This is a genomic window from Klebsiella terrigena (assembly GCF_006539725.1).
In the GTDB taxonomy this organism is placed as follows: Bacteria; Pseudomonadota; Gammaproteobacteria; order Enterobacterales; family Enterobacteriaceae; genus Klebsiella; species Klebsiella terrigena.
Genome location: NZ_BJNO01000005.1, coordinates 230,699 through 254,805, shown reverse-complemented (window position 1 = coordinate 254,805; position 24,107 = coordinate 230,699). Strand labels below are relative to the sequence as shown.

The 24,107-nt window shown below is 55.6% G+C and carries 20 protein-coding genes; 4 read left to right on the top strand and 16 right to left on the bottom strand.

Annotated elements, in window-relative coordinates; genetic code table 11:
* Positions 1 to 7: 7 nt before the first annotated feature.
* The 16 genes from dnaE to rpsB form a co-directional block, all read right to left on the bottom strand.
* Positions 8 to 3,490 (bottom strand): DNA polymerase III subunit alpha, encoded by a 3,483-nt coding sequence (gene dnaE, locus RTE01_RS09240; protein ID WP_041144141.1) that lies wholly within the window; start codon positions 3,488 to 3,490, stop codon positions 8 to 10.
* 34 nt (positions 3,491 to 3,524) lie between these two features.
* Positions 3,525 to 4,121 (bottom strand): ribonuclease HII, encoded by a 597-nt coding sequence (gene rnhB / locus RTE01_RS09235; RefSeq protein ID WP_041144140.1) that lies wholly within the window; start codon positions 4,119 to 4,121, stop codon positions 3,525 to 3,527.
* Positions 4,118 to 5,266, bottom strand: a complete 1,149-nt coding sequence (gene lpxB / locus RTE01_RS09230) for a lipid-A-disaccharide synthase (RefSeq protein ID WP_134525267.1) — start codon at positions 5,264 to 5,266, stop codon at positions 4,118 to 4,120. Before lpxB ends, rnhB begins: the two co-directional genes overlap by 4 nt.
* Positions 5,266 to 6,054: an acyl-ACP--UDP-N-acetylglucosamine O-acyltransferase gene (gene lpxA, locus RTE01_RS09225; protein WP_041144138.1), complete on the bottom strand. Its 789-nt coding sequence runs from the start codon at positions 6,052 to 6,054 to the stop codon at positions 5,266 to 5,268. The genes lpxB and lpxA overlap by 1 nt, the downstream gene beginning before the upstream one ends.
* 3 nt (positions 6,055 to 6,057) lie before the next feature.
* Entirely contained in the window at positions 6,058 to 6,513 is a 456-nt protein-coding gene (gene fabZ, locus RTE01_RS09220; protein ID WP_004098761.1) for a 3-hydroxyacyl-ACP dehydratase FabZ, read from the bottom strand.
* Positions 6,514 to 6,663: 150 nt separating this feature from the next.
* A complete protein-coding gene (gene lpxD, locus RTE01_RS09215) occupies positions 6,664 to 7,689 on the bottom strand; it encodes a UDP-3-O-(3-hydroxymyristoyl)glucosamine N-acyltransferase (protein WP_041144137.1) in 1,026 nt (341 codons plus the stop codon).
* Positions 7,690 to 7,692: 3 nt separating this feature from the next.
* Positions 7,693 to 8,178, bottom strand: coding sequence for a molecular chaperone Skp (gene skp / locus RTE01_RS09210; protein WP_134525266.1), 486 nt, complete (start codon positions 8,176 to 8,178; stop codon positions 7,693 to 7,695).
* 122 nt (positions 8,179 to 8,300) lie between these two features.
* On the bottom strand, positions 8,301 to 10,730 hold the full coding sequence (gene bamA, locus RTE01_RS09205) for an outer membrane protein assembly factor BamA (protein WP_041144135.1): 2,430 nt from the start codon (positions 10,728 to 10,730) through the stop codon (positions 8,301 to 8,303).
* A gap of 31 nt (positions 10,731 to 10,761) precedes the next feature.
* The gene (gene rseP, locus RTE01_RS09200) at positions 10,762 to 12,117 is read right to left on the bottom strand and encodes a sigma E protease regulator RseP (RefSeq protein WP_041144134.1); all 1,356 of its coding nucleotides are present in this window, start codon (positions 12,115 to 12,117) and stop codon (positions 10,762 to 10,764) included.
* Positions 12,118 to 12,128: 11 nt separating this feature from the next.
* Positions 12,129 to 12,986 (bottom strand): phosphatidate cytidylyltransferase, encoded by an 858-nt coding sequence (gene cdsA / locus RTE01_RS09195; protein WP_041144133.1) that lies wholly within the window; start codon positions 12,984 to 12,986, stop codon positions 12,129 to 12,131.
* 12 nt (positions 12,987 to 12,998) lie between these two features.
* The gene (gene ispU / locus RTE01_RS09190; RefSeq protein WP_041147522.1) at positions 12,999 to 13,757 is read right to left on the bottom strand and encodes a (2E,6E)-farnesyl-diphosphate-specific ditrans,polycis-undecaprenyl-diphosphate synthase; all 759 of its coding nucleotides are present in this window, start codon (positions 13,755 to 13,757) and stop codon (positions 12,999 to 13,001) included.
* A gap of 239 nt (positions 13,758 to 13,996) precedes the next feature.
* Positions 13,997 to 15,199: a 1-deoxy-D-xylulose-5-phosphate reductoisomerase gene (ispC, locus tag RTE01_RS09180; RefSeq protein WP_134525264.1), complete on the bottom strand. Its 1,203-nt coding sequence runs from the start codon at positions 15,197 to 15,199 to the stop codon at positions 13,997 to 13,999.
* Between the two features lie 241 nt (positions 15,200 to 15,440).
* Positions 15,441 to 15,998, bottom strand: a complete 558-nt coding sequence (gene frr, locus RTE01_RS09175) for a ribosome recycling factor (RefSeq protein WP_041144131.1) — start codon at positions 15,996 to 15,998, stop codon at positions 15,441 to 15,443.
* A gap of 290 nt (positions 15,999 to 16,288) precedes the next feature.
* Positions 16,289 to 17,014 (bottom strand): UMP kinase, encoded by a 726-nt coding sequence (gene pyrH, locus RTE01_RS09170; RefSeq protein WP_041144130.1) that lies wholly within the window; start codon positions 17,012 to 17,014, stop codon positions 16,289 to 16,291.
* Between the two features lie 147 nt (positions 17,015 to 17,161).
* Positions 17,162 to 18,013: a translation elongation factor Ts gene (tsf, locus tag RTE01_RS09165; protein WP_041144129.1), complete on the bottom strand. Its 852-nt coding sequence runs from the start codon at positions 18,011 to 18,013 to the stop codon at positions 17,162 to 17,164.
* Between the two features lie 122 nt (positions 18,014 to 18,135).
* Positions 18,136 to 18,861: a 30S ribosomal protein S2 gene (gene rpsB / locus RTE01_RS09160; RefSeq protein ID WP_041144128.1), complete on the bottom strand. Its 726-nt coding sequence runs from the start codon at positions 18,859 to 18,861 to the stop codon at positions 18,136 to 18,138.
* Positions 18,862 to 19,184: 323 nt separating this feature from the next.
* Between rpsB and map the strand changes: the two genes are divergently transcribed.
* The 4 genes from map (at position 19,185) to RTE01_RS09140 (ending at position 24,061) form a co-directional block, all read left to right on the top strand.
* A complete protein-coding gene (map, locus tag RTE01_RS09155; RefSeq protein ID WP_041144127.1) occupies positions 19,185 to 19,979 on the top strand; it encodes a type I methionyl aminopeptidase in 795 nt (264 codons plus the stop codon).
* Between the two features lie 62 nt (positions 19,980 to 20,041).
* On the top strand, positions 20,042 to 22,705 hold the full coding sequence (gene glnD, locus RTE01_RS09150) for a bifunctional uridylyltransferase/uridylyl-removing protein GlnD (RefSeq protein ID WP_041144126.1): 2,664 nt from the start codon (positions 20,042 to 20,044) through the stop codon (positions 22,703 to 22,705).
* A gap of 34 nt (positions 22,706 to 22,739) precedes the next feature.
* Positions 22,740 to 23,564, top strand: a complete 825-nt coding sequence (gene dapD, locus RTE01_RS09145; RefSeq protein WP_004872026.1) for a 2,3,4,5-tetrahydropyridine-2,6-dicarboxylate N-succinyltransferase — start codon at positions 22,740 to 22,742, stop codon at positions 23,562 to 23,564.
* A 107-nt stretch (positions 23,565 to 23,671) separates the two neighbouring features.
* Positions 23,672 to 24,061: a DUF3461 family protein gene (locus RTE01_RS09140; protein ID WP_004858100.1), complete on the top strand. Its 390-nt coding sequence runs from the start codon at positions 23,672 to 23,674 to the stop codon at positions 24,059 to 24,061.
* Positions 24,062 to 24,107 lie beyond the last annotated feature (46 nt).

Below are 24,107 nucleotides of genomic sequence, written 5' to 3'. Positions count from 1 at the left end.
TCCTGTATTAGTCAAACTCCAGTTCCACCTGCTCCGAGCCGATAAGGCCACGCAGATCGTTGAGTAAACGATCGCTCGGAGAGACGCGCCATGTTGCGCCGAAACGCAGCCGCGCGCGCGCATCCGCCCTCTGATAATAGAGGTGCACTGGAATAGTTCCCGAACGGTGGGGTTCCAGAGACTGACGGAGTCGGTTTAAAAGCTGGTCATCAATTTGCCTGTCCGTCAGCGAGATAGCAAGCCCGCGAGCATATTTTTCCCGGGCTTCGTCAATGTCCATCACTTCACGGGCGGTCATTTTAAGCCCCCCGCTGAAGTCATCAAAGCTGACCTGTCCGCTGACGATAAGTATGCGGTCTTTTTCCAGCAATTGCTGATATTTATCCAGAGCGTCGGTGAATAACATCACCTCCAGACGCCCGGAACGGTCATCCAGAGTACAGATGCCGATACGATTGCCGCGCTTGGTGACCATTACCCGCGCAGCAATAACGAGCCCCGCCGCCGTGGTAACTTTACCACGATCGGTCGGATGCATGTCTTTGAGCCTGACGCCGCCTACGTAGCGCTCGATCTCTTTCAAATACTGGTTGATCGGGTGACCGGTCAGATACAGCCCCAGTGTCTCCCTTTCGCCATCGAGCACCACCTGCTCCGGCCACGGCTGGCAGTTCGCGTAGGATTGCTCGATTTGTTCCGGCTCTTCCGCCAGCACGCCGAACATGTCGGCCTGGCCAATGGCCTCGGCTTTTGCGTGCTGATCGGCGGCCTTCAGGGCGTCGCCAAGCGAATTCATCAGCGCTGCGCGATGCGGCCCGAGGCGGTCAAACGCCCCGGACATAATCAGTTTTTCCAGCACCCGGCGGTTGAGCTTTTTGGTATCGGTACGGGCGCAAAGGTCGAAGAGCTCGCGGAAATAGCCGCCTTCGTTACGCGCTTCGATAATCGCTTCGATTGGACCTTCGCCGACGCCTTTAATTGCCCCAATGCCGTAGACGATTTCACCCTCGTCATTAACGTGGAAATGGTACAGGCCGGAGTTAATGTCAGGCGGCAGGATTTTCAGCCCCATCCGCCAGCACTCATCCACCAGCCCAACTACCTTCTCGGTGTTGTCCATATCCGCCGTCATGACCGCGGCCATAAACTCTGCCGGGTAGTGTGCCTTCAGCCACAGCGTCTGGTAGGAGACCAGCGCATAGGCCGCGGAGTGCGATTTGTTAAATCCGTAACCGGCGAATTTCTCCACCAGGTCGAAGATTTTTATCGCCAGCTCGCCATCAACGCCGTTTTTCTTTGCCCCTTCCTCGAAGGTGCCGCGCTGCTTGGCCATCTCCTCCGGCTTTTTCTTACCCATCGCACGACGCAGCATATCCGCGCCGCCGAGCGTATAGCCGGAAAGCTCCTGCGCGATCTGCATGACCTGTTCCTGATACAGGATAATGCCGTAGGTCGGCTCCAGCACCGGCTTCAGACACTCATGCTGCCACTGCACGTCCGGATAGGAGATCTCCTCCCGGCCGTGCTTACGGTCGATAAAGTTATCCACCATCCCTGATTGCAGCGGACCGGGACGGAACAGCGCCACGAGGGCGATCATATCTTCGAAGCAGTCCGGCTGCAGACGTTTGATCAGGTCTTTCATGCCGCGCGATTCAAGCTGGAAAACCGCGGTGGTTTCCGAGCGCTGCAGCATATCAAAACTTTTCTTATCTTCCAGCGGAATGGCGGCGATATCCAGCGGCTCTTCGCCGTTCTTGGCCCGCCGCTTGTTGATCATCTCCAGCGCCCAGTTGATGATCGTCAGCGTACGCAGGCCGAGGAAGTCAAACTTGACCAGCCCCGCATATTCCACGTCGTTCTTATCAAACTGGGTGACCGGATGCAGCCCGGCCTCATCGCAGTACAGCGGGGCAAAATCGGTGATTTTGGTCGGGGCGATAACCACCCCGCCCGCGTGCTTACCGGCGTTACGTGTGACGCCTTCCAGCTTGCGCGCCATATCGATCAGCGCCTTGACCTCTTCGTCAGCTTCGTAGATTTCTGGCAGCTGCGGTTCGGCTTCAAAGGCTTTCGCCAGGGTCATCCCCGGATCCGGCGGCACCAGTTTTGAGATGCGATCGACGAAGCCATACGGATGGCCCAGCACGCGGCCAACGTCGCGGATAACCGCTTTTGCCGCCATCGTACCGAAGGTAATAATCTGCGATACCGCATCGCGGCCGTACATGTCCGCAACGTGCTCGATAACCTGATCGCGCTTCTCCATACAGAAGTCGACGTCAAAGTCGGGCATCGACACGCGCTCCGGGTTCAGGAAGCGTTCGAACAGCAGATCGAACTCCAGCGGATCGAGATCGGTAATTTTCAGCGCGTAGGCCACCAGCGAGCCGGCGCCGGAGCCTCGTCCAGGACCAACGGGCACGCCGTTATCCTTCGACCACTGGATAAATTCCATCACGATCAGGAAGTAGCCAGGGAAGCCCATCTGGTTGATAACCTGCAGCTCGATCTCCAGACGTTCATCATATTCCGGGCGCTTCTCTTTACGCTCGGCTTCGTCGGGGAACAAGAATTCCAGGCGCTCTTCCAGACCCTCTTTCGATTTCAATACCAGGAAATCTTCAGTCGTCATCTCGCCGGTCGGGAACTGCGGCAGGAAATATTCGCCAAGGCGCACGGTGACGTTACAGCGTTTGGCAATTTCTACGCTATTTTCCAGCGCCTCGGGGAGATCGGAGAACAGTTCGCACATCTCATCTTCGCTGCGCATATACTGCTGCGGCGAATAGTTACGCGGGCGCTTCGGATCGTCGAGGGTGAAGCCGTCATGGATCGCCACGCGGATTTCATGCGCGTCGAAGTCGCCGGTCTCGAGGAAGCGCACGTCGTTCGTCGCCACCACCGGCAGCCCGCGCTCCTCCGCCAGCTGGACGGCGGCGTGCAGATAGGTCTCTTCGTCCGCCCGACCGGTGCGGATCAGCTCCAGATAGTAGCGATTGGGGAAGTGCTCTTCGTAGAAGTCGACGCACTGTTCAACCAGCGCCGCGTTGCCGCGCGTCATGCACACGCCGACGTCGCCTTTGCGCGCGCCGGAGAGCAGAATCAGCCCTTCCTGATGCTCAACCAGCCAGTCTCTGTCGATCCACGGCCCGAGGGCGCCGTAACCGCGCTGATAGGCGCGTGAAATCAGCAGAGTGAGGTTTTGGTAGCCGGCGTTATCGGCCGCCAGGACGGTAATTTCGGTCAGCTCATCGCCCAGCAGATCGCACTGGACGTGAAAATCCGCGCCGACGATCGGCTTGATCCCGGCTCCGTGTCCCGCTCCGTAGAACTTCACCAGCCCGCACAGGTTGGTAAAATCGGTGATCGCCAGCGCCGGCATGCCTAACGCGGCCGCCTTTTTCACCAGCGGCCCGGTTTTCGCCAGCCCATCGATCATGGAATAGTCGCTGTGCACCCTGAGGTGTACGAAACGTGGTTCAGCCATCTTCAGATTCCGCGTTACTTGATTGCGTATTGATTCAGGACGCGAGGCCCAGCGCGCGTTTTACCGGGCCGAAACTGCGCCGATGATGCTCTGTTGCGCCATGCTCTATCAGCTTTTCCAGATGGAAAGCGGTGGGATAGCCTTTATGCTGCGCAAAGCCGTATTGAGGAAACTCCAGATCCAGCGTCACCATCTCCGCATCGCGCGTGACTTTAGCCAGAATAGACGCCGCGCTGATTTCCGCCACCCGGCTATCGCCTTTAACAACCGCCAGCGACGGGGCCGGCAGCGGCGGACAGCGGTTACCGTCAATCAGCACGAACTCCGGCGCTATGTGTAAGCCGGCGACGGCGCGCTGCATGGCCAGCATCGTTGCGTGCAGGATATTCAGCTCGTCAATCTCGTGCGGCTCCGCGCGGCCAAGGCTCCATGACAGGGCCTTCTCTTTGATCTCATCGAACAGCGCCAGGCGACGCTTTTCGCTTAATTTTTTGGAGTCATTCAGGCCAATAATCGGCTTTGCCGGATCGAGGATCACCGCTGCGGTGACGACCGCCCCCACCAGCGGCCCGCGTCCAACTTCATCAACGCCGGCAACAAGATGGGTATGCGGATAGACAAACTCAATCATTTTACTAACTCCAGTACCGCGTCCGCCGCCTGCTCATCAGCATTGCAGCGAATTTGTTGATGCAGCGCGCGGAAGGTGTCGTGCATTTCATGGCTGGTTTTACCGTCGGCCAGCAGCGGCCGCAGCGCATCGGCGAGCAGCTGCGGCTGACACTCATCCTGCAGCAGCTCTTTAACCAGCTCGCGCCCGGCCAGCAGGTTAGGTAGCGAAACGTAATCGGTTTTCACCAGCCGCTTCGCCAGCCAGAAGGTAAACGGCTTCATGCGGTAGCCAACGACCATCGGACATTTGGCCAGCATGCACTCCAGCGCCGCCGTCCCGGAGGCGAGCAGCGCGGCATCGCTGGCGATCATCGCATCACGCGCCTGACCATCCAGCAGGTGAACCGGGAGATCCGGCGCCGTTTCGGCTTTGATACGTTCAAACTGTTCGCGCCTTTTGGCGTTCACCAGCGGGACCAGCACCTGCAGATCGGGATAGCTGTCACGCAAAATCTGCGCGGTTTTGAGGAAGTCCGCGCTGAGCATTTCAACTTCTGCCCCGCGGCTCCCCGGCAGCAGCGCCAGGCAGTGCGCGTCCCGGGCGATGCCCAGGCGGTCGCGCGCGGCGCCTTTATCCGGATCCAGCGGCATCGCATCCGCCATGGTGTGGCCGATGAAGCGGCAGGGAACGTTAAATGTGTCGTAAAACGCTTTTTCGAAAGGCAGAAATGCCAGCACCAGATCGGTCGATCTGCCAATTTTGAAAACGCGTTTTTGTCGCCATGCCCAAACCGACGGGCTGACGTAATGGATAGTCCTGATGCCCTGCTTTTTCAGGTTGCCTTCGAGGGTGATATTGAAGTCCGGCGCGTCAATGCCAACAAAAACGTCGGGACGCAGCTCGCTGAAGCGACGGGTGAGATCGGCGCGGATGTGCAGCAGGCGGCGTAAGCGACCGAGCACTTCAACAATGCCCATCACCGCCAGCTCTTCCATTTCATACCAGGCTTCGCAGCCCTCGGCCTGCATTAGCGGCCCCGCCACGCCGACAAAGCGCGCATCGGGAATGCGTGCCTTGAGCGCGCGGATCAGACCAGCACCAAGAATATCGCCGGAGGTTTCTCCGGCGACCAGGGCAATAGTCAGGGGACGCTGTGCAGCCATTAACGAATCAGGCCGCGGGTAGAGCGGGCAAAGAAGTCGTAAAATGGCTGAACTTCAGCATGCTGAGCCGCCAGTTCGGCGATTTCCGGCTTGGCTTCGTCCAGCGTTTTGCCGCTGCGGTACAGCAGCTTATACGCGTTACGAATTGCGGTGATCGCTTCACGGCTGAAGCCGCGGCGTTTCAGGCCTTCGATGTTGACGCCAAACGGCGTCGCGTGGTTGCCCTGGGCAATAACGAACGGCGGAACGTCCTGCGCAACGCCGGAGCAGCCGCCAACCATCACGTGGGCACCGATGATGCAGAACTGATGCACCGCGGTCATGCCGCCGATGATAACGTAATCATCCAGCGAGACGTGCCCGGCAAGGGTCGCGTTATTGGCCAGAATGCAGCGATCGCCAACCGTACAATCATGCGCCACGTGGGCGTTGATCATCAGCAGGTTATCGCTGCCCACCTTCGTTAATCCACCGCCCTGTACTGTACCGCGATGAATGGTGACGCTTTCGCGGATGCGGTTGCGATCGCCAATTTCCACACGCGTCGGTTCGCCAGCATATTTCAGATCCTGGTTAACTTCGCCGATGGAAGCGAACTGATAGATCTCATTATCGCGGCCAATCGTGGTATGACCGTTAACGACAACATGAGACTTCAGTACGGTACCTTCGCCAATCACGACGTTAGCACCAACAATACAAAACGGACCAATGTGAGCGTTAGCACCGATAACGGCGCCTTCTTCTACAATGGCTGAAGGATGAATAAAGGCGGTTTTATCAATCACGTATCAGGCCTCCCGGCTACGCGCACACATCATCGTTGCTTCGCAAACCACTTTCCCGTCAACCGTCGCGACGCCTTTAAAACGCGTCAGGCCGCGGCGGGTTTTCTCAAAAGTGACTTCCATAATCATCTGATCGCCTGGTACTACCGGACGTTTGAAACGCGCTTCATCAATCCCGGCAAAATAGTACAGTTCGCCCGGCTCGAGCTTACCCACGCTTTTGAATGCCAGGATGCCGGTGGCCTGCGCCATCGCTTCCAGAATCAGTACGCCTGGTAAAATCGGTTTACCAGGGAAATGCCCCTGGAAAAACGGCTCGTTAACAGAAACATTTTTTACTGCGCGCAGAAAACGACCTTCTTCAAAATCCAGCACGCGGTCTACCAGCAGGAACGGGTAACGGTGAGGCAGAAGTTCCAGAATCTCTTCAATGTGCAGAGTATGAGTGTCAGTAGTCAAAATACTCTTCCTGTCCAAATATACTAAAAGGCAATAATAACACGGCCTGCGGCAATCTTATGAATGCAACAGGCCGAAAATTTTCACGCTTCACCTTCCAGGCAGCCGCTTTATCGGCTACGTGGCATGATTCGCGTTTGGCTGGGTGCGCTAATCTTGTTGATTAACCTTGCGCTCAACTGCTTTGAGTCGCTTGCTCATATCATCAATATTCATCACCAGCGCGGCTGTTTTACGCCAAACCTTATTCGGTTGTAGCGGGATACCCGAAGAGTAAACGCCAGGTTCGGTGATAGGACGCATAACCATCCCCATCCCCGTGACGGTCACTTTGTCACAGATTTCCATATGGCCGTTGATCACGCTGGCACCGCCAATCATGCAGTAGCGGCCGATTTTCAGGCTGCCTGCCATGATAACGCCGCCAGCAACGGCGGTATTGTCGCCAATCACGACGTTGTGCGCAATCTGGCACTGGTTGTCGATAATGACGCCATTACCGATCGAGGTGTCATCCAGCGCACCGCGGTCGATGGTGGTACAGGCGCCGATCTCCACGCGATCGCCAATAATGACGCGACCCAGCTGCGGGATCTTCACCCAGTTACCGCGATCGTTGGCGTAACCGAAACCGTCTGCACCGATCACGGTGCCGGACTGGATCAGGCAATTTTCGCCGATCTCAATCTCGTGATAAACGGTGACGTTGGCCCATAAACGCGAGCCGGCGCCAATTTTTGTCTTTTTACCAACGAAGCATCCGGCGCCGATAACCACGTTATCGCCGAGCTCTACGTCGGATTCGATAACGGCATTAGGACCGATCGCTACGTTCTTACCCAGCTTCGCCGTGGCATCGATGACCGCGCTGGGCGCGACATTCTGCGCCGGCTGCGGCGTGGTATCAAGTATTTGAGCCATGCGCGCGTAGGTCAGGTAGGGATTACGCACTACCAGCGCGGCGCCGTGGGCAAAAGGTAAATCATCCTGCGTCATAACAACGGCAGAAGCCTGGCAATCGGCCAGGCGATCACGGTATTTAGGATTTACCATGAACGTAATATGGCCCGCTTTTGCGGCCTGCATGGATGCAACGCCGGTGATGACGATATCGCCATCACCGTGTAATTCTGCATCCAACTGCTGCGCAAGATCAGCCAGTCGAATTGAAGGCATTACTTAGTTAACATGTTTCAGCACATCAGCGGTGATGTCTTTTACATCGCTGCTGTTGTATGCAACGGCATTAGAATCTACAACCAGATCGATGCTCTGGCTGTTCGCGACGCTTTTCACAGCGGTCTGGATACGGGTAACCAGCTTGCCACGTTCTTCGTTAGAACGACGTGAACGATCCTGCTCAAAAGACTGTGCCTTCTGAGAGAAAGTCTGGCGCTGAGCCATTACGTCTTTTTCCAGCTTGGTACGATCGGCGCCAGGCTTCATGGACTGCAGACGCTGCATTTTAGACTGCAGGTCACCTTCCATACGCTGCAGCTCGCTCGCACGGCCTTTGAACTCGTTTTCCAGCGTATTAGAAACGCCTGTTTTCTGGGCAACCTGTTGGAACAGGCTGTTCATGTTTACCATTGCAATTTTATCTGCCGCCTGTGCGGAAGTTACCATTGCTAAACCCAGACCTGCAGCTAATAACCACTTTTTCACAATTAACTCCTTACCATCCCATGAGTACCCAGGGGTACCGTTATTTGCGTGGCCAGGCGACAACCGAAGTTATCGCCTAAAGTCAGCGCGATACTGCACTTACATTCCTTTGTTGCCCACAGTTACCAGGTTTTACCAATGTTAAACTGGAACTGCTCGGCTTTGTCTCCCTCGTACTTTTTAAACGGTTGGGCGTAGGAGAATACCAACGGCCCCAACGGCGACATCCACTGTACCGCAATACCTGCGGACATACGGATGTTGCTCGGATCGCCATAATCCGGATAGCCACCGTACGCGCTCGAATCCCAGTGCGTATCCCACACGGTACCCATATCCCAGAAGAAGGAAGTACGGACCGAGTTAGCATACTTATCGCTGATAAACGGCGTCGGAGCAATCAGCTCCAGGCTGGCAACTGCCATGGCGTTACCGCCGACCGCATCATCAGACTTACAAGGTGCAGATTCGGTGCTCTTACAGTTGCTGTCATAGTTGTCATCGCCATCGTGACGACTATTGGCCGGGAAATAAACCGCTTTCGGACCAATGGTGTTCGACTGGAACCCGCGCACGGTGCTTGAACCACCGGCGTAGAAGTTCTCGTAGAACGGCATCTCTTTGCCGCCAAGGCCGTCACCGTAACCGAAGCGGGTACGTCCCAGCACAACCCATTTGTGATCGTTATCGATCGGCACGTAGGTCGCGGTATCCAGCGTGGCTTTGTAGTATTCGTTGTCTGAACCCGGAATGGTCACTTTACCATTCAGGTTAACGCGTGAACCTTCCGTCGGGAAGAAGCCGCGGTCCAGCTTGTTATACGTCCAGCCGTAGTTGAAGGTGAAGTCGTTGGCGCTGAATGAGTTTTTATCGTCCGTGTTGCTCGGATATTGACCCATTGAGTTCAGGTAGCGCCACATCGACACCTGAGGCTGCATGTTAGACAGGGAGTTATGGACATAACCCACGCCCGCACGCAGCGTATTGTATTCGTTAACCGGGAAGCCCAGCGTAACGTCCGTACCGTAGCTCTTGTTGGTATAGTCGGACAGGTCCGCATCGTTCGCATCGAAGTCGTTATAGAACACACGACCACCGAGGCTAACGCCATCAACGGTGAAGTACGGGTTAGTCACCGACAGTTCAGTATAGGTCTGGTAATCGTTTTTGGTGCCGTTAATTCCAACGGAATAGCCGGTACCCAACCAGTTGTCCTGCTGAACGCCCGCCTGGAAGCTTACGCCGCTTTCAGTACCGTAGCCGATACCAAAGTTGAAGCTACCGGTGTTACGCTCCTTGACCTTATAGACCACGTCGACCTGATCCGGACTGCCCGGCACGCGCTGCGTATCGGTATCAACGGTTTCGAAATAGCCTAAACGGTTCAGACGGTCTTTACCCTGGTCAACCAGGTCGCTGCCCAGCCACGCCCCTTCCATCTGGCGCATTTCGCGACGCAGAACGGAATCTTTCGAGGTGTCGTTGCCTTCAAAGCGAATTTTACGCACGTAGTAGCGGTTCCCCGCATCGACGTTGACGTGCAGCTTCACGGTCTTGTCGGCGTCGTTGATTTCCGGCTGCGACTGCACGCGCGGATAGGCGTAGCCGTAGCGACCGAGGAGTTTCTTAATATCATTCTCCATTTTGGTCACTTTGGCGCCGTTATACAGCTCGCCCGGCTCGACTTTGGTCAGCGCTTCAATTTCCGCCGAATGCCCCGCCAGATCGCCCGTCACCTGCACACCCGAAAGCTTGTACTGATCGCCTTCGGTTATGTTCACGGTGATGTAGATGCCTTTTTTATCCGGCGTCAGGCTCACCTGGGTGGAGTCGATGTTGAAACGTGCGTAGCCACGATCCAGGTAGTAGCTGCGCAGAGTTTCGAGATCCCCCGCCAGTTTCTGCTTCTGGTATTTGCGATCGCCAACCACGTTCCACCACGGCACTTCATCGCGCAGCTGGAAGGTAGAGATCAGTTCGTCCGTGCTGAATGCATGGTTACCGACGATATTGATTTGCTGGATTTTCGCCGAGACGCCTTCCTGGAACACCAGCTTCAGGTCGACGCGGTTACGCGGCAGCGGCGTGACGACAGCTTTTACGCTGGCGCTGTACTTACCGACGCTATAGTAGAAATCTTCCAGCCCTTTTTCGATATCAGCGAGCGTAGTACGGTCAAGGGACTCTCCAACGCGCACGCCGGATGCCTCAAGGTTTTGCTTGAGCATGTCATCCTTCACCGACTTGTTACCGGAGAAAGTGATGCTGGCAATCGTTGGGCGCTCTTTCACCTGCACCAGCAGGGTATCACCATCGCGCAGGACGCGAACGTCCTCAAAGTTGCCAGTGGCAAACAGAGCACGAATGGTGTTACTGATATCATCATCGGTCACCGTATCGCCAGGACGCACTGGCATACTGAGGAGGGCCGCACCAACAGCGACACGCTGCAAGCCTTCGAAATGAATGTCCTTCACCACGAACCCTTCAGCACCGTATACGGTTGCGCTGCTAAACAGCAGCGACGCTATGAGCAACTTTTTCATCGCCATCGTTATTATGCGTTCTTCCTAACAAACTCTCTTACAACCGAGAGAAATCATTGAAAAGTGCAAGCCCCATTAACAACACCAGCAGTATTGAGCCAATGCGATAACTAAAGTCTTGAACTCGCTCGGATACCGGCCCGCCTTTTAGCTTTTCAATCGCTAAAAACAGCAGGTGCCCCCCGTCCAGGACGGGAAGCGGGAACAGGTTGATTATTCCGAGGTTCACGCTTATCAGCGCAAGGAACATCAGATAGTAAATCAACCCAAACTCCGCTGACATTCCAGCCCCCTGGGCGATAGAGATCGGCCCGCTGAGGTTGTTCAGTTTGACATCACCGGTTATCAATTTACCCAGCATCCTGACCGTTAACGACATCAGTTGCCAGGTTTTATCCGTGGCTTCAGCGATGGCGGCAAACGGCCCGTACTGACGAACTGTCTTATATTCATCGGGCAGCGGGATGACCTTAGGCACAACCCCTGCAAATCCCTCAGCCTGACCTTTACTACCGGACTTCGAATCTGGTGTCAGCGTCACTGACAGAGGACTCCCCTGCCGTTCGATGTCCAGAACCAGCGCTTTACCGGGATTATCACGCACCAGATTAACAAACGTCATCCACTGCGTTAACGGTTGACCATCGACTTTAACGATCCTGTCGCCCGCTTGCAAACCCGCCTTCTGCGCTGCCGAATTCGATTGTACTTCTGCCAGAGCCGTATCAACCTGCGCGCTCCGGGGCTGAATGCCCAGCGATGTCACCGGATCCTGTTTGTCCGGCTCGAACGCCCAATGGCGTAAATCGAGGATTTTATCCTGGCGCTGGCTGGTCCCGAAAGGGGCGACCGAAACTATTGTTTGCTGGTCTCCGATCTTCGTTACCAGCGCCATACGCACAGCATCCCAATCAGGCGTTTCGATGCCATCTATCGCTTTAAGTTCCGTTCCTTTTGCAATTTGTGCGTGTGCGGCAATCGAATCGGGCACTATTTCGCCAACAACCGGACGAACGCCAGGGACGCCGATGATAAACACCAGCCAGTAGGCAAAGATGGCAAAAATGAAGTTCGCGATCGGTCCGGCGGCGATTATCGCTGCGCGCTGACCAACGGTTTTATTATTGAAAGCGTAGTGGCGCATCTCTGGCGCCACCGGCTCGACGCGCTCGTCGAGCATCTTGACGTAACCGCCGAGTGGGATAAGGGCGATAACGAACTCCGTCCCCTGCTTGTCAGAGCGCCGCCATAGCGCTTTGCCAAAGCCGATGGAGAAGCGTTCAACGCGAACGCCACAGCGACGAGCCACCCAGAAATGGCCAAACTCATGCACGGTGATCAATACGCCCAGCGCAATGATAAAGGCGGCCAAATTCCAGAGAACGCTTAGCATAAAACCTTCCGTCAAATCGTCCTGAAGACCAACAATAGCAGACACGCGAATACCGGTACCGCCGCCGTCAGGCTATCGATACGATCCAGAATTCCGCCGTGTCCGGGAATCAGATGCCCGCTATCCTTGATGCCGGCCTCTCGCTTAAACATACTTTCCGTCAGGTCGCCGAGCACCGAAGCCAGCGCCGCAACGATCGAGCAAATGAGCAGTACCGCCGGCGTAACATCGAGATTCGCCCACTGGCCGTACGCCCAGGAAATAACCGCTGCGGTAACCAGCCCGCCAAAAAAGCCCTGCCAGGTTTTGCCCGGTGAAACCTTCGGCGCCAGCTTGTGCTTACCGAACATTTTGCCAAACATATAGGCGCCGGAGTCCGCGCCCCAAACCAGAATCATCACGTACAGTAGCCACAGCGCGCCGCTGTAGTGGTTATCCGCGTAGTGCCAGGCGCGCAGCGTCAGCATCCCCCAGAAGAACGGAACAATGGTCAGAATGCCAAAAACCAGGCGCAGCGTTTTAGAGTTCCGCCAGAAGGCAGCGGAAGCCGGGTAGGAAAGGACCAGCAGCAGGGCCGCAATCCACCAGCCCAGCGATGCCCATAGCGACCCCTCAACCACCGGTTGATGGACGTCATAGTGATACTCAGGCATCAGGAAAAGCATCAGCGCCAGCAGCAGGCCGCAGAGCAGCGCCAGCCAGACGCGTTGGGTCGTTGAGGTGAAGCCGCTTAGCTGCCCCCACTCCCACGCGGCGAGCATACAAACGACCAGCGTGACGATGGCGAAACCCGCAGGCGGCAACAGGAAAAGCGCCGCAATCACCACGGGGATCAAAACAAAAGCCGATATCAGGCGATACTTCAGCAAAAGTGACCCCCATCAGGCATTGCTGCCACCCGGCTCAGTGCCGCCGAAACGACGCTCTCGATTAACAAAGGCATGGAGTGCACCTTCAAAGTCCTGTTCAGCAAAATCGGGCCAAAGAACATCGGTAAAGTAAAGTTCGGCATAGGCAATTTGCCAAATCAAAAAATTACTGATTCGATGCTCTCCCCCGGTCCTAATAACTAAATCTACAGGTGCCAGTTCATGCATACAGACCTGCTGACTCAGCATGTCTTCCGTGATCTGTTCGGGCTGAAGTAACCCGTTTTTTACCTGTTCGGCCAGATTGCGGACGCCCTGAATGATATCCCAGCGCCCACCGTAGTTCGCCGCAATATTCAGCGTTAAGCCCGTGTTATTCTCAGTGAGCGCTTCCGCTTTGCGGATCCGCTCCTGCAGGCGAGCATTAAAACGCGTGGTTTCGCCGATGATACGCAGGCGAACGTTATGCCGGTGCAGGCTTTTGACTTCGCTATCCAGCGCCCAGACGAACAGCTCCATCAGCGCGCTGACTTCCTGCGCCGGACGGTTCCAGTTCTCACTGCTGAATGCGTATAACGTCAACGCTTCAATACCATTGTTCGCCGCGAAGGAAACTGCGCGACGGACTGACTTCGCTCCGGCCTTATGGCCGAATGCGCGAATTTTCCCTTGCTGTTTCGCCCAACGTCCGTTGCCATCCATAATGATGGCGACATGACGGCAGCCATGTACAGGTGATATTTCGCTGACAGTTTGATTAGCAGACAACATAACGCGTTTTAAGTCCATAATAAGGATTAGCCACGCCGCTAAACGCAAGCAACCGGTCAGCGCTATATACGCATTTTTATCCAGTGCCGAGGCTGCGGCTAATCGCAGAGAACAACCAAGAGCTTTACGCAAAAAAGCCGTGTCATGCCACGGCCACCGCAATCTTAGACAACGATCGGGTGGCGCAGACTATATCACTGAAGCCCAGCGCCCACAAATATCACAACGTATTGCGTCGGTCAGCCCCGCGCCGCCAGATGTTTCAGCTGCCGGTGAGCAGCGGCTCTCGCCTGAGCATCGATAATCAGAACTTCTTCAATGCTTTGCGGCTCATCCAACGCCAGCTGCTCCAGCACCGCCAGGTTAACCGCCGCAATATCGGTGAAGAGAATCTCCGTAGCGAGGAACGCGGCTACCGAAATTTCATTGGCAGCATTCAGCGCCGTCGTCGCCGCCTGACCGACATCAAATGCCTCCATCGCCAGCTTCAGGCACGGATAGCGTCCGTAATCCGGCGCGGCAAAGCTCAGATTGCTCAGACGGCAGAAATCCAGCGCTTCAGCCCCGGAGTTCAGGCGCTGCGGCCATCCCATAGTGTGGGCGATCGGCGTACGCATATCCGGCTCACCGAGCTGTGCGAGAACGCTGCCATCGCGATAGCGCACCATTGAATGGATAACGGACTGCGGGTGAATCAGCACTTCCATCTGTTGCGCCGAGGCGTTAAACAGCCAGCGGGCTTCGATATACTCCAGCCCCTTATTCATCATCGTGGCGGAATCGACAGAAATTTTGCGTCCCATTGACCAGTTCGGGTGGCGACAGGCCTGATCCGGCGTCATTGCCGCCAGCTCAGAGAGCGCTGTATCCCGGAAAGGACCACCGGAACCGGTCAGCAGAATCGACGAGACGCCGTTCTGCGTTAAGTCAGCGTATCCCAGATTGTGTTGAATTGTTTCCGGCATACTCTGAAAAATAGCGTTATGTTCGCTATCGACGGGCAACAGGCGCGCGCCGGACTGCTGCACGGCGTCCATAAACAGACGACCGCAGGTCACCAGCGCCTCTTTGTTGGCCAGCAGCACCGTTTTGCCGGCCCGAATGGCCGCGAGCGTAGGAACCAGCCCTGCGGCGCCGACAATCGCTGCCATGACCTGGTCAACGTCATCCAGCGCGGCGACTTCCGCAGCGGCGTGCTGGCCGCTCAGGACTTCGGTACGGCTGCCGCGTTCGCGCAGCGCGATACGCAGAGATTCAGCGCTTTTCGCATCATCCATGACCGCGTAGCGGGGGGTGAATTCCAGACATTGTTCAACCATACGGTCGACATTTTTCCCCGCGACCAGCGCGGCGACGGAAAAGCGATCGGGGTTATGGCGCACGACATCCAGCGTGCTGCAGCCAATTGAACCGGTCGAACCGAGAACGGTTAAGTGCTTCATGAGGCGTCCAGAAGAAGTAAGACAGGATAAAAAGAAAAACGCCGCCAGCAAGCCCTCGCGCATCAGCAATCAGGAGGCGGGCAGGCGGTGTATCGCCTTCAACAAGAGTGTCAAAGGCTACAGGGCCGACCTTTTCAACGCAATCCCTGGAGCTGAGCGTTCGGTCTTCTGTACGGCGTTTCAGACTGTACGCCCGTCCCGTTCATCAAACGGCAATGAGGACGGGCATAACGGCAGGAAATCAGAACTGCATCAGTTCCGCTTCTTTATCTGCCAGCGCCGCATCCACTTTCTTAATGGCGGCGTCAGTCATTTTCTGCACGTCGTCCTGAGAACGGCGATCGTCATCTTCGCTGATCTCTTTGTCTTTCAGCAGCGCTTTTACTTTATCGTTAGCGTCGCGACGAACGTTACGTACCGACACGCGAGCCTGCTCGGCTTCTGCGCGTACGATCTTAGTCAGATCTTTACGACGCTCTTCGGTCAGCGGAGGCAGCGGAACGCGGATATCGCTGCCCGCAGAGCTTGGGTTCAGACCGAGGTCAGAAGCCATGATCGCTTTTTCAACGGCCGGGCTCAGGGAGCGGTCGAACACGTTGATTTTCAGAGTACGGGAGTCTTCTACCGTTACGCTTGCCAGCTGACGCAGCGGCGTAGGCGTGCCGTAATACTGCACGACGATGCCGTCCAGCAGGCTGGGGGAAGCACGACCGGTGCGTATTTTGCTGATTTGGTTTTTGAACGCTTCAACGCATTTTTCCATGCGCACTTCAGCATCTTTTCTGATGTCGTTAATCACGTTACTAATCCTTGGAAACTTGTCTCAGGCAGACTAAACGCCGCACAGCTGCTATCAGGTGAGCTAAGTATAGTCCCGTTTAATTCATGACGACGCCCTGGGCGCGTCTGAGTAAAAAGCCGCTACTAAGGTAGAGCGGAATCTTACCTTCATTTCTACACAAAATCATTCACGTTGTATCGTGGCGACGGCGGAGCAAACTCCCCCAGCAGCTTACTAAAGTCAGCGGCTGAGGTGAGCAAAGGCGGCCAACGCAGAGACAGTCTGAACGATGAAGCGTATTACGGAAATTATTCCGTAATTAACGTACCTTCTTTTTCGCCCATCACCACGCGGCGCAGCGCGCCGGGTTTGTTCATGTTGAATACGCGAATCGGCAATTTATGGTCACGCGCCAGGGTAAAGGCGGCCAGATCCATTACTTTCAGCTCTTTATCAAGCACTTCGCTGTAGCTCAGCTGATCGTACATGGTGGCAGATGGGTCTTTAGCCGGGTCAGCGGTAAACACGCCGTCGACTTTGGTCGCTTTCAGCACCACGTCAGCTTCAATTTCAATACCGCGCAGGCAGGCTGCGGAGTCGGTCGTGAAGAACGGGTTACCGGTACCCGCAGCCAGAATAACGACGCGGTTATTACGCAGCAGGCTGATCGCCTCTGCCCAGCTGTAGTTATCACAAACGCCGTTCAGCGGAATCGCTGACATCAAGCGAGCGTTCACATAGGCGCGATGGAGGGAGTCACGCATTGCAAGGCCGTTCATGACCGTTGCCAGCATGCCCATGTGGTCGCCCACAACGCGGTTCATTCCCGCTTTCGCCAGACCAGCACCACGGAACAGGTTACCGCCACCAATCACTACGCCAACCTGAATACCCAGTTCAACCAGTTCTTTGATTTCCTGAGCCATACGGTCAAGTATGCTTGCATCAATACCGAAGCCTTCCGAACCCTGCAGAGCTTCGCCACTTAACTTAAGCAGAATACGTTTGTAGACGGGTTTTGCATTGGTAGCCATGTTTCTTTCCTGAGACTGTCAACGAGTGAGATGAGTTAATTCTGGCGACATTGTATGTCGCTTTTCAGCGCAGCCACTATAAGGGTTGGCTGAATTTACAAAATGGGCACAAAAAGAAGCCGCCCTCAGGCGGCTCCTTTTAAAAAATTAAGACTGCTTGGACATCGCAGCAACTTCTGCTGCAAAGTCAGTCTCAACTTTTTCGATGCCTTCGCCCACTTCAAAGCGGATGAAGCCAGTCACGTCTGCGTTGTGCTCTTTCAGCAGCTGAGCAACAGATTTGCTTGGGTCCATAACGAAAGGCTGGCCGGTCAGAGAAACTTCGCCGGTGAATTTCTTCATGCGGCCTTCAACCATTTTCTCTGCGATTTCTTTCGGCTTACCGGACTGCATCGCGATGTCCAGCTGAACCTGGTACTCTTTCTCTACCACTTCAGCGGAAACGTCTTCCGGCTTAACGAATTCTGGCTTGCTTGCAGCGATGTGCATAGCCAGCTGTTTAACCAGCTCCTGGTCTGCGCCTTTAGCGGCAACCAGAACACCGATGCGCGCGCCGTGCTGGTATGAACCCAGCACTTCGCCTTCCAGGGAAGCAACGCGACGGATGTTGATGTTTTCACCGATTTTAGCAACCAGCGCAACGCGCTCTTCTTCGAACTGAGCTTTCAGTACGTCAACGTCGGTGATTTTACCGGCAACGGCTGCGTCCAGAACTTTGTTAGCAAATGCCTGGAAACCGCCATCTTTTGCTACGAAGTCAGTCTGGCAGTTAACTTCCAGAATGATGCCGTAGGTACCGTCGATCTTGGTGATGATCACGCCGTCAGCAGCAACGTTACCTGCTTTTTTCGCCGCTTTGATCGCGCCGGATTTACGCATGTTTTCGATTGCCAGCTCGATGTCGCCGTTAGCTTCAGTCAGTGCTTTTTTGCAATCCATCATGCCTGCGCCGGTACGTTCGCGCAGCTCTTTTACCAGGGATGCGGTAATTTCAGCCATTCTTTAATCCTCGGGAGAGATATGACCTGCCCGGTTCCAGGAACCAAACAGGTTTAAAAGTGAAAAAGGGGCCAAATATAGGCCCCTATTTATACACGGTACTAAATAAGGGCTAGACCTTATTATTCAGCTTCTACGAAGCTTTCTTCCGCTTGAGAAGCCAGATCCTGAGAACGACCTTCACGCACGGTTGCAGCTACTGCACCCAGGTACAGGCTAACAGCGCGGATTGCATCGTCGTTACCCGGGATAACGAAATCTACGCCGTCCGGATCGGAGTTAGTATCAACGATAGCAAATACCGGGATACCCAGGTTGTTTGCTTCTTTGATAGCGATGTGTTCGTGGTCTGCATCGATAACAAACAGTGCGTCCGGCAGGCCGCCCATGTCTTTGATACCGCCCAGGCTGTTTTCCAGCTTGGCCAGTTCACGAGTACGCATCAGCGCTTCTTTCTTGGTCAGCTTCTCGAAAGTACCGTCCTGGGACTGAGTTTCCAGGTCTTTCAGACGTTTGATGGACTGACGAACGGTTTTCCAGTTAGTCAGCATACCGCCCAACCAGCGATGGTTCACGAAGAACTGATCGCAGCTGTTAGCAGCGTCTTTTACCGCTTCGCTTGCAGCGCGCTTAGTACCAACGATCAGGATCTTGCCTTTACGAGCAGAGATCTTGTTCAGTTCAGCCAGAGCTTCGTTGAACATCGGTACAGTTTTCTCAAGGTTGATGATGTGAACTTTGTTACGCGCGCCGAAGATGAAAGGCTTCATTTTCGGGTTCCAGTAACGGGTCTGGTGACCAAAGTGAACACCAGCCTTGAGCATGTCGCGCATGGAAACAGTTGCCATGTTTAAAACCTCTATAGATAAAGTTGGGGTTATGCCTCCACGTATCCCATATTACCGACCCCAAAGGGCACCCCGGAATATGTGTCGATACGTGTGTGTTATATACACAAAGTGAGATTTGTCGCTTCAGTCCATCCTGTGTAGTACGAAATGGAACGGAAGTCCGGCGCGCTTTATACCACAAAATAGGATTGGACACCAACTCTTGTTGACGCTGAGTGCTGTTAATGATTCTCAATTTGGCACCAGGTCACCCGGACTGTTAACATTGACGGGACTTACTCTATTATTGTCGAAAAAATCGACACAGCTGGACACAATCCATGGCTATTTCTATCAAGACATCTGAAGACATCGAAAAAATGCGCGTCGCGGGCCGCCTGGCCGCCGAAGTGCTCGAAATGATTGAACCCTATGTAAAACCGGGCGTCAGCACCGGCGAGCTGGACCGCATCTGTAACGATTACATCGTCAACGAGCAGAAAGCGATCTCCGCCTGCCTCGGCTACCACGGCTTCCCTAAATCGGTGTGTATCTCGATTAACGAAGTGGTGTGCCACGGTATCCCGGATGATGAAAAACGGCTGAAAGATGGCGATATCGTCAACGTTGACGTCACGGTCATTAAGGATGAGTTCCACGGCGACACCTCCAAAATGTTTATCGTCGGCAAACCGACGATCCTCGGCGAGCGTCTGTGCCGCGTCACTCAGGAGAGCCTCTATCTGGCCCTGAAGATGGTCAAACCCGGCATTAACCTGCGGGCCATCGGCGCGGCCATTCAGAAATTTGTCGAAGCGGAAGGTTTTTCCGTGGTGCGTGAATACTGCGGGCACGGCATTGGCCGCGGCTTCCATGAAGAGCCGCAGGTGCTGCACTACGACTCACCGGAGACCAACGTGGTGCTCAAGCCGGGGATGACCTTTACCATCGAGCCGATGGTCAACGCCGGTAAGAAAGAGATCCGCAGCATGAAAGACGGCTGGACGGTGAAAACGAAAGACCGGAGCTTGTCTGCCCAGTACGAGCATACTATTGTGGTGACGGATAACGGCTGCGAAATTCTGACGTTACGCAAGGATGACACCATCCCGGCGATAATCTCGCACAACGAATAACGAAAAGCCGGCGCCCGCCGGCTTTTTTATGACGGGCGATATATTTTTCTTATGGTGGCGCGATGAGCAACTCTTTACCTGGCACTCTCCCCCTGGCCCTCTCGGGCCAACCTGAGGATCCGGGCGCCTGGCCGCAGGACGATTTGAACTGCGCGACGATTAAGTCCCATCTCGAGCTTTTCCAGCGCTGGCTGGGCGAAGCTTTCGATGCCGGCACCGCCGCTGAGCGGCTGATTGAAGCCCGCACCGAGTTTATCGATCAGCTGCTGCAGCGCCTGTGGGTAGAGTACGGCTTCGGGTCGGTTTGCGACATGGCTCTGGTGGCGGTAGGCGGCTACGGTCGCGGTGAACTGCACCCGCTCTCCGACGTCGACCTGCTGATATTAAGCCGAAAAAAACTCTCCGACGAACAGGCGCAGAAGGTCGGCGAGCTGCTGACGCTGCTGTGGGACGTCAAGCTGGAGGTCGGGCACAGCGTGCGCACCCTCGAAGAGTGCCTGCTGGAAGGATTATCCGATCTCACCGTCGCCACCAACCTGATCGAATCGCGCCTGCTGATCGGCGACGTCGCGCTGTTTCTTGAGCTGCAAAAGCACATTTTTAGCGACGGCTTCTGGCCGTCGGAGAAATTCTTCGCCGCCAAACTCGAAGAACAGAGCGTGCGCCATCAGCGCTACCACGGCACCAGCTACAACCTCGAGCCGGATGTCAAAAGCAGCCCCGGCGGCCTGCGGGATATTCATACCCTGCAGTGGGTCGCGCGCCGCCACTTCGGCGCCACCTCGATGGATGAAATGGTGGGCTTCGGCTTCCTGACGGAGGCGGAGCGCAACGAGCTCAACGAATGCCTGCACCAGCTGTGGCGCATTCGATTCGCCCTGCATCTGGAGCTGACCCGCTACGATAACCGTCTGCTCTTCGACCGCCAGCTCAGCGTGGCGCGCCGGCTGGGCTATGACGGCGAGGGCAATCAGCCCATCGAGCATATGATGAAGGATTTCTTCCGCGTCACCCGGCGGGTAAGCGAACTGAACCATATGCTGCTGCAGCTATTTGATGAGGCCATCCTGGCGCTGACCGAAGACGAAAAGCCGCGGCCGATTGACGATGATTTTCAGCTGCGCGGCTCGCTCATCGACCTGCGCGACGATACGCTGTTCATCCGCGAGCCGCAGGCTATTCTGCGCATGTTCTATATTATGGTACGCAACAGCAGCATCACCGGCATCTACTCCACAACGCTGCGCCACCTGCGCCACGCGCGCCGCCACCTGACGCAGCCGCTGTGCTATATCCCGGAAGCGCGAACCATTTTTCTCAGCATGCTGCGCCACCAGGGTGCGGTGAGCCGCGGGCTGCTGCCGATGCACCGCCACAGCGTGCTGTGGGCATACATGCCGCAGTGGTCGCATATCGTCGGCCAGATGCAGTTCGATCTGTTCCATGCCTACACCGTGGACGAGCATACGATCCGCGTCCTGCTCAAGCTGGAGAGTTTTGCCAAAGAGGAGACCCGCAGCCGCCACCCGCTGTGCGTTGAGCTGTGGCCGCGCCTGACCCATCCTGAGCTGATTCTGATTGCCGCCCTGTTCCACGACATTGCTAAAGGCCGCGGCGGCGATCATTCGGTGCTCGGTGCCCAGGACGTCCTGAAGTTTGCCGAACTGCACGGCCTGAACTCGCGAGAAACTCAGATGGTCGCCTGGCTGGTTCGCCATCATCTGTTAATGTCCGTCACCGCCCAGCGCCGTGATATTCAGGATCCCGAGGTCATCAAACAGTTCGCCGAAGAGGTGCAGACGGAAAACCGCCTGCGCTACCTGGTGTGCCTGACCGTGGCCGATATCTGCGCCACCAACGAAACCTTGTGGAACAGCTGGAAGCAGAGCCTGCTGCGCGAGCTCTATTTCGCCACCGAAAAACAGCTGCGCCGCGGCATGCAAAGCACGCCGGATATGCGCGAACGAGTTCGCCATCATCAGCTGCAGGCGCTGGCGCTGCTGCGGATGGAAAACATCAATGAAGAGGCCCTGCATCAAATCTGGAACCGCTGCCGGGCCAACTACTTCGTGCGCCACACGCCAAATCAGCTCGCCTGGCACGCGCGTAATTTGCTCCGGCACGATCTTAATAAACCGATGATCCTGCTCAGCTCGCAGGCCACGCGCGGCGGCACCGAAATCTTTATCTGGAGCCCGGACCGCCCGTATCTCTTCGCCGCCGTCTGCGGTGAACTTGACCGCCGAAATCTGAGCGTGCACGACGCCCAGGTCTTTACCACCCGCGACGGGATGGCGATGGACACCTTTATCGTGCTCGAACCGGACGGCAGCCCGCTCTCCGCCGATCGCCACGAAATGATCCGCCTCGGGCTCGAGCAGACCATTACTCAACGCAGCTGGCAGCCGCCCGCTCCGCGCCGGCAGGCGGCAAAATTACGCCATTTTTCCGTCGCCACCGAGGTCAATTTCCTGCCCACGCATACCGACCGAAAATCGTTTCTTGAGCTGATTGCGCTCGATCAGCCCGGCCTGCTGGCCCGGGTCGGACAGGTCTTCGCCGACCTCAATATTTCCCTGCACGGGGCCAGAATTACGACAATTGGTGAGCGAGTAGAAGATTTATTTATAATCGCCACGGCAGACCGGCGTGCGCTTAATAATGAGCTGCAACAAGAAGTACAACAACGGTTGACAGAGGCCCTCAATCCAAACGATAAAGGGTAACGAACTTTTATGTGTAATAGAGAAAGAGTAAACAATGCAGCAATTACAGAATGTTATTGAGTCCGCCTTTGAGCGTCGCGCCGACATCACGCCGGCAAATGTGGATACCGTAACCCGCGAAGCGGTTAACCAGGTCATTTCCCTGCTTGATTCCGGCGCTCTGCGTGTCGCTGAAAAGATCGATGGCCAGTGGGTCACCCACCAGTGGCTGAAGAAAGCGGTTCTGCTCTCTTTCCGTATTAACGATAACCAGGTTATCGACGGTGCGGAAAGCCGCTACTTCGATAAAGTACCGATGAAATTCGCCGACTACGATGAAGCGCGTTTCCAGAAAGAGGGCTTCCGCGTGGTTCCGCCGGCGGCCGTTCGCCAGGGCGCGTTTATTGCCCGCAACACCGTGCTGATGCCGTCCTACGTCAACATCGGCGCCTACGTTGACGAAGGCAGCATGGTTGATACCTGGGCTACCGTCGGCTCCTGCGCGCAGATCGGTAAAAACGTGCACCTCTCCGGCGGCGTGGGTATCGGCGGCGTGCTGGAACCGCTGCAGGCTAACCCAACCATCATCGAAGATAACTGCTTTATCGGCGCGCGTTCTGAAGTTGTCGAAGGCGTTATCGTCGAAGAGGGTTCCGTTATCTCGATGGGCGTGTACCTCGGCCAGAGCACCAAAATCTACGACCGCGAAACCGGCGAAGTCTTCTACGGTCGCGTACCGGCCGGCTCGGTGGTGGTTTCCGGCAACCTGCCGTCGAAAGATGGCAAGTACAGCCTGTACTGCGCGGTGATCGTGAAGAAGGTTGATGCGAAAACTCGCGGCAAGGTCGGCATTAACGAACTGCTGCGTACCATCGACTAAACAGTATAAAAAGCGGGAGATATCCCGCTTTTTTTATATTTGACGCTGGCGAAGATGGCTTTTTTCGTTAATTATTCAAAGGTTATAATGATATCAAAGGTACCGTTATGTACGATAATCTGAAAAGTCTTGGCATTACCAATCCTGATGAAATCGATCGCTATAGCCTGCGGCAGGAAGCTAACAACGACATTCTGAAAATCTATTTTCAGAAGGACAAGGGCGAATTCTTCGCCAAGAGCGTTAAGTTTAAGTATCCGCGTCAGCGTAAGACCGTGGTCGCCGATGGCGTAGGCCAGGGTTATAAAGAGGTGCAGGAGATCAGTCCCAACCTGCGCTACGTTATCGATGAACTCGATCAGATCTGCCAGCGCGATCGCACTGAAGTCGATCTGAAACGTAAGATCCTCGACGATCTGCGTCATCTTGAAAGCGTGGTCACCCATAAGATCAGCGAAATTGAAGCCGATCTGGAAAAACTGACCCGCAACAAGTAAGTCTGCTCCCCTTCCCTGGCCGGCGATGCCCGTCAGGGCTATGTGT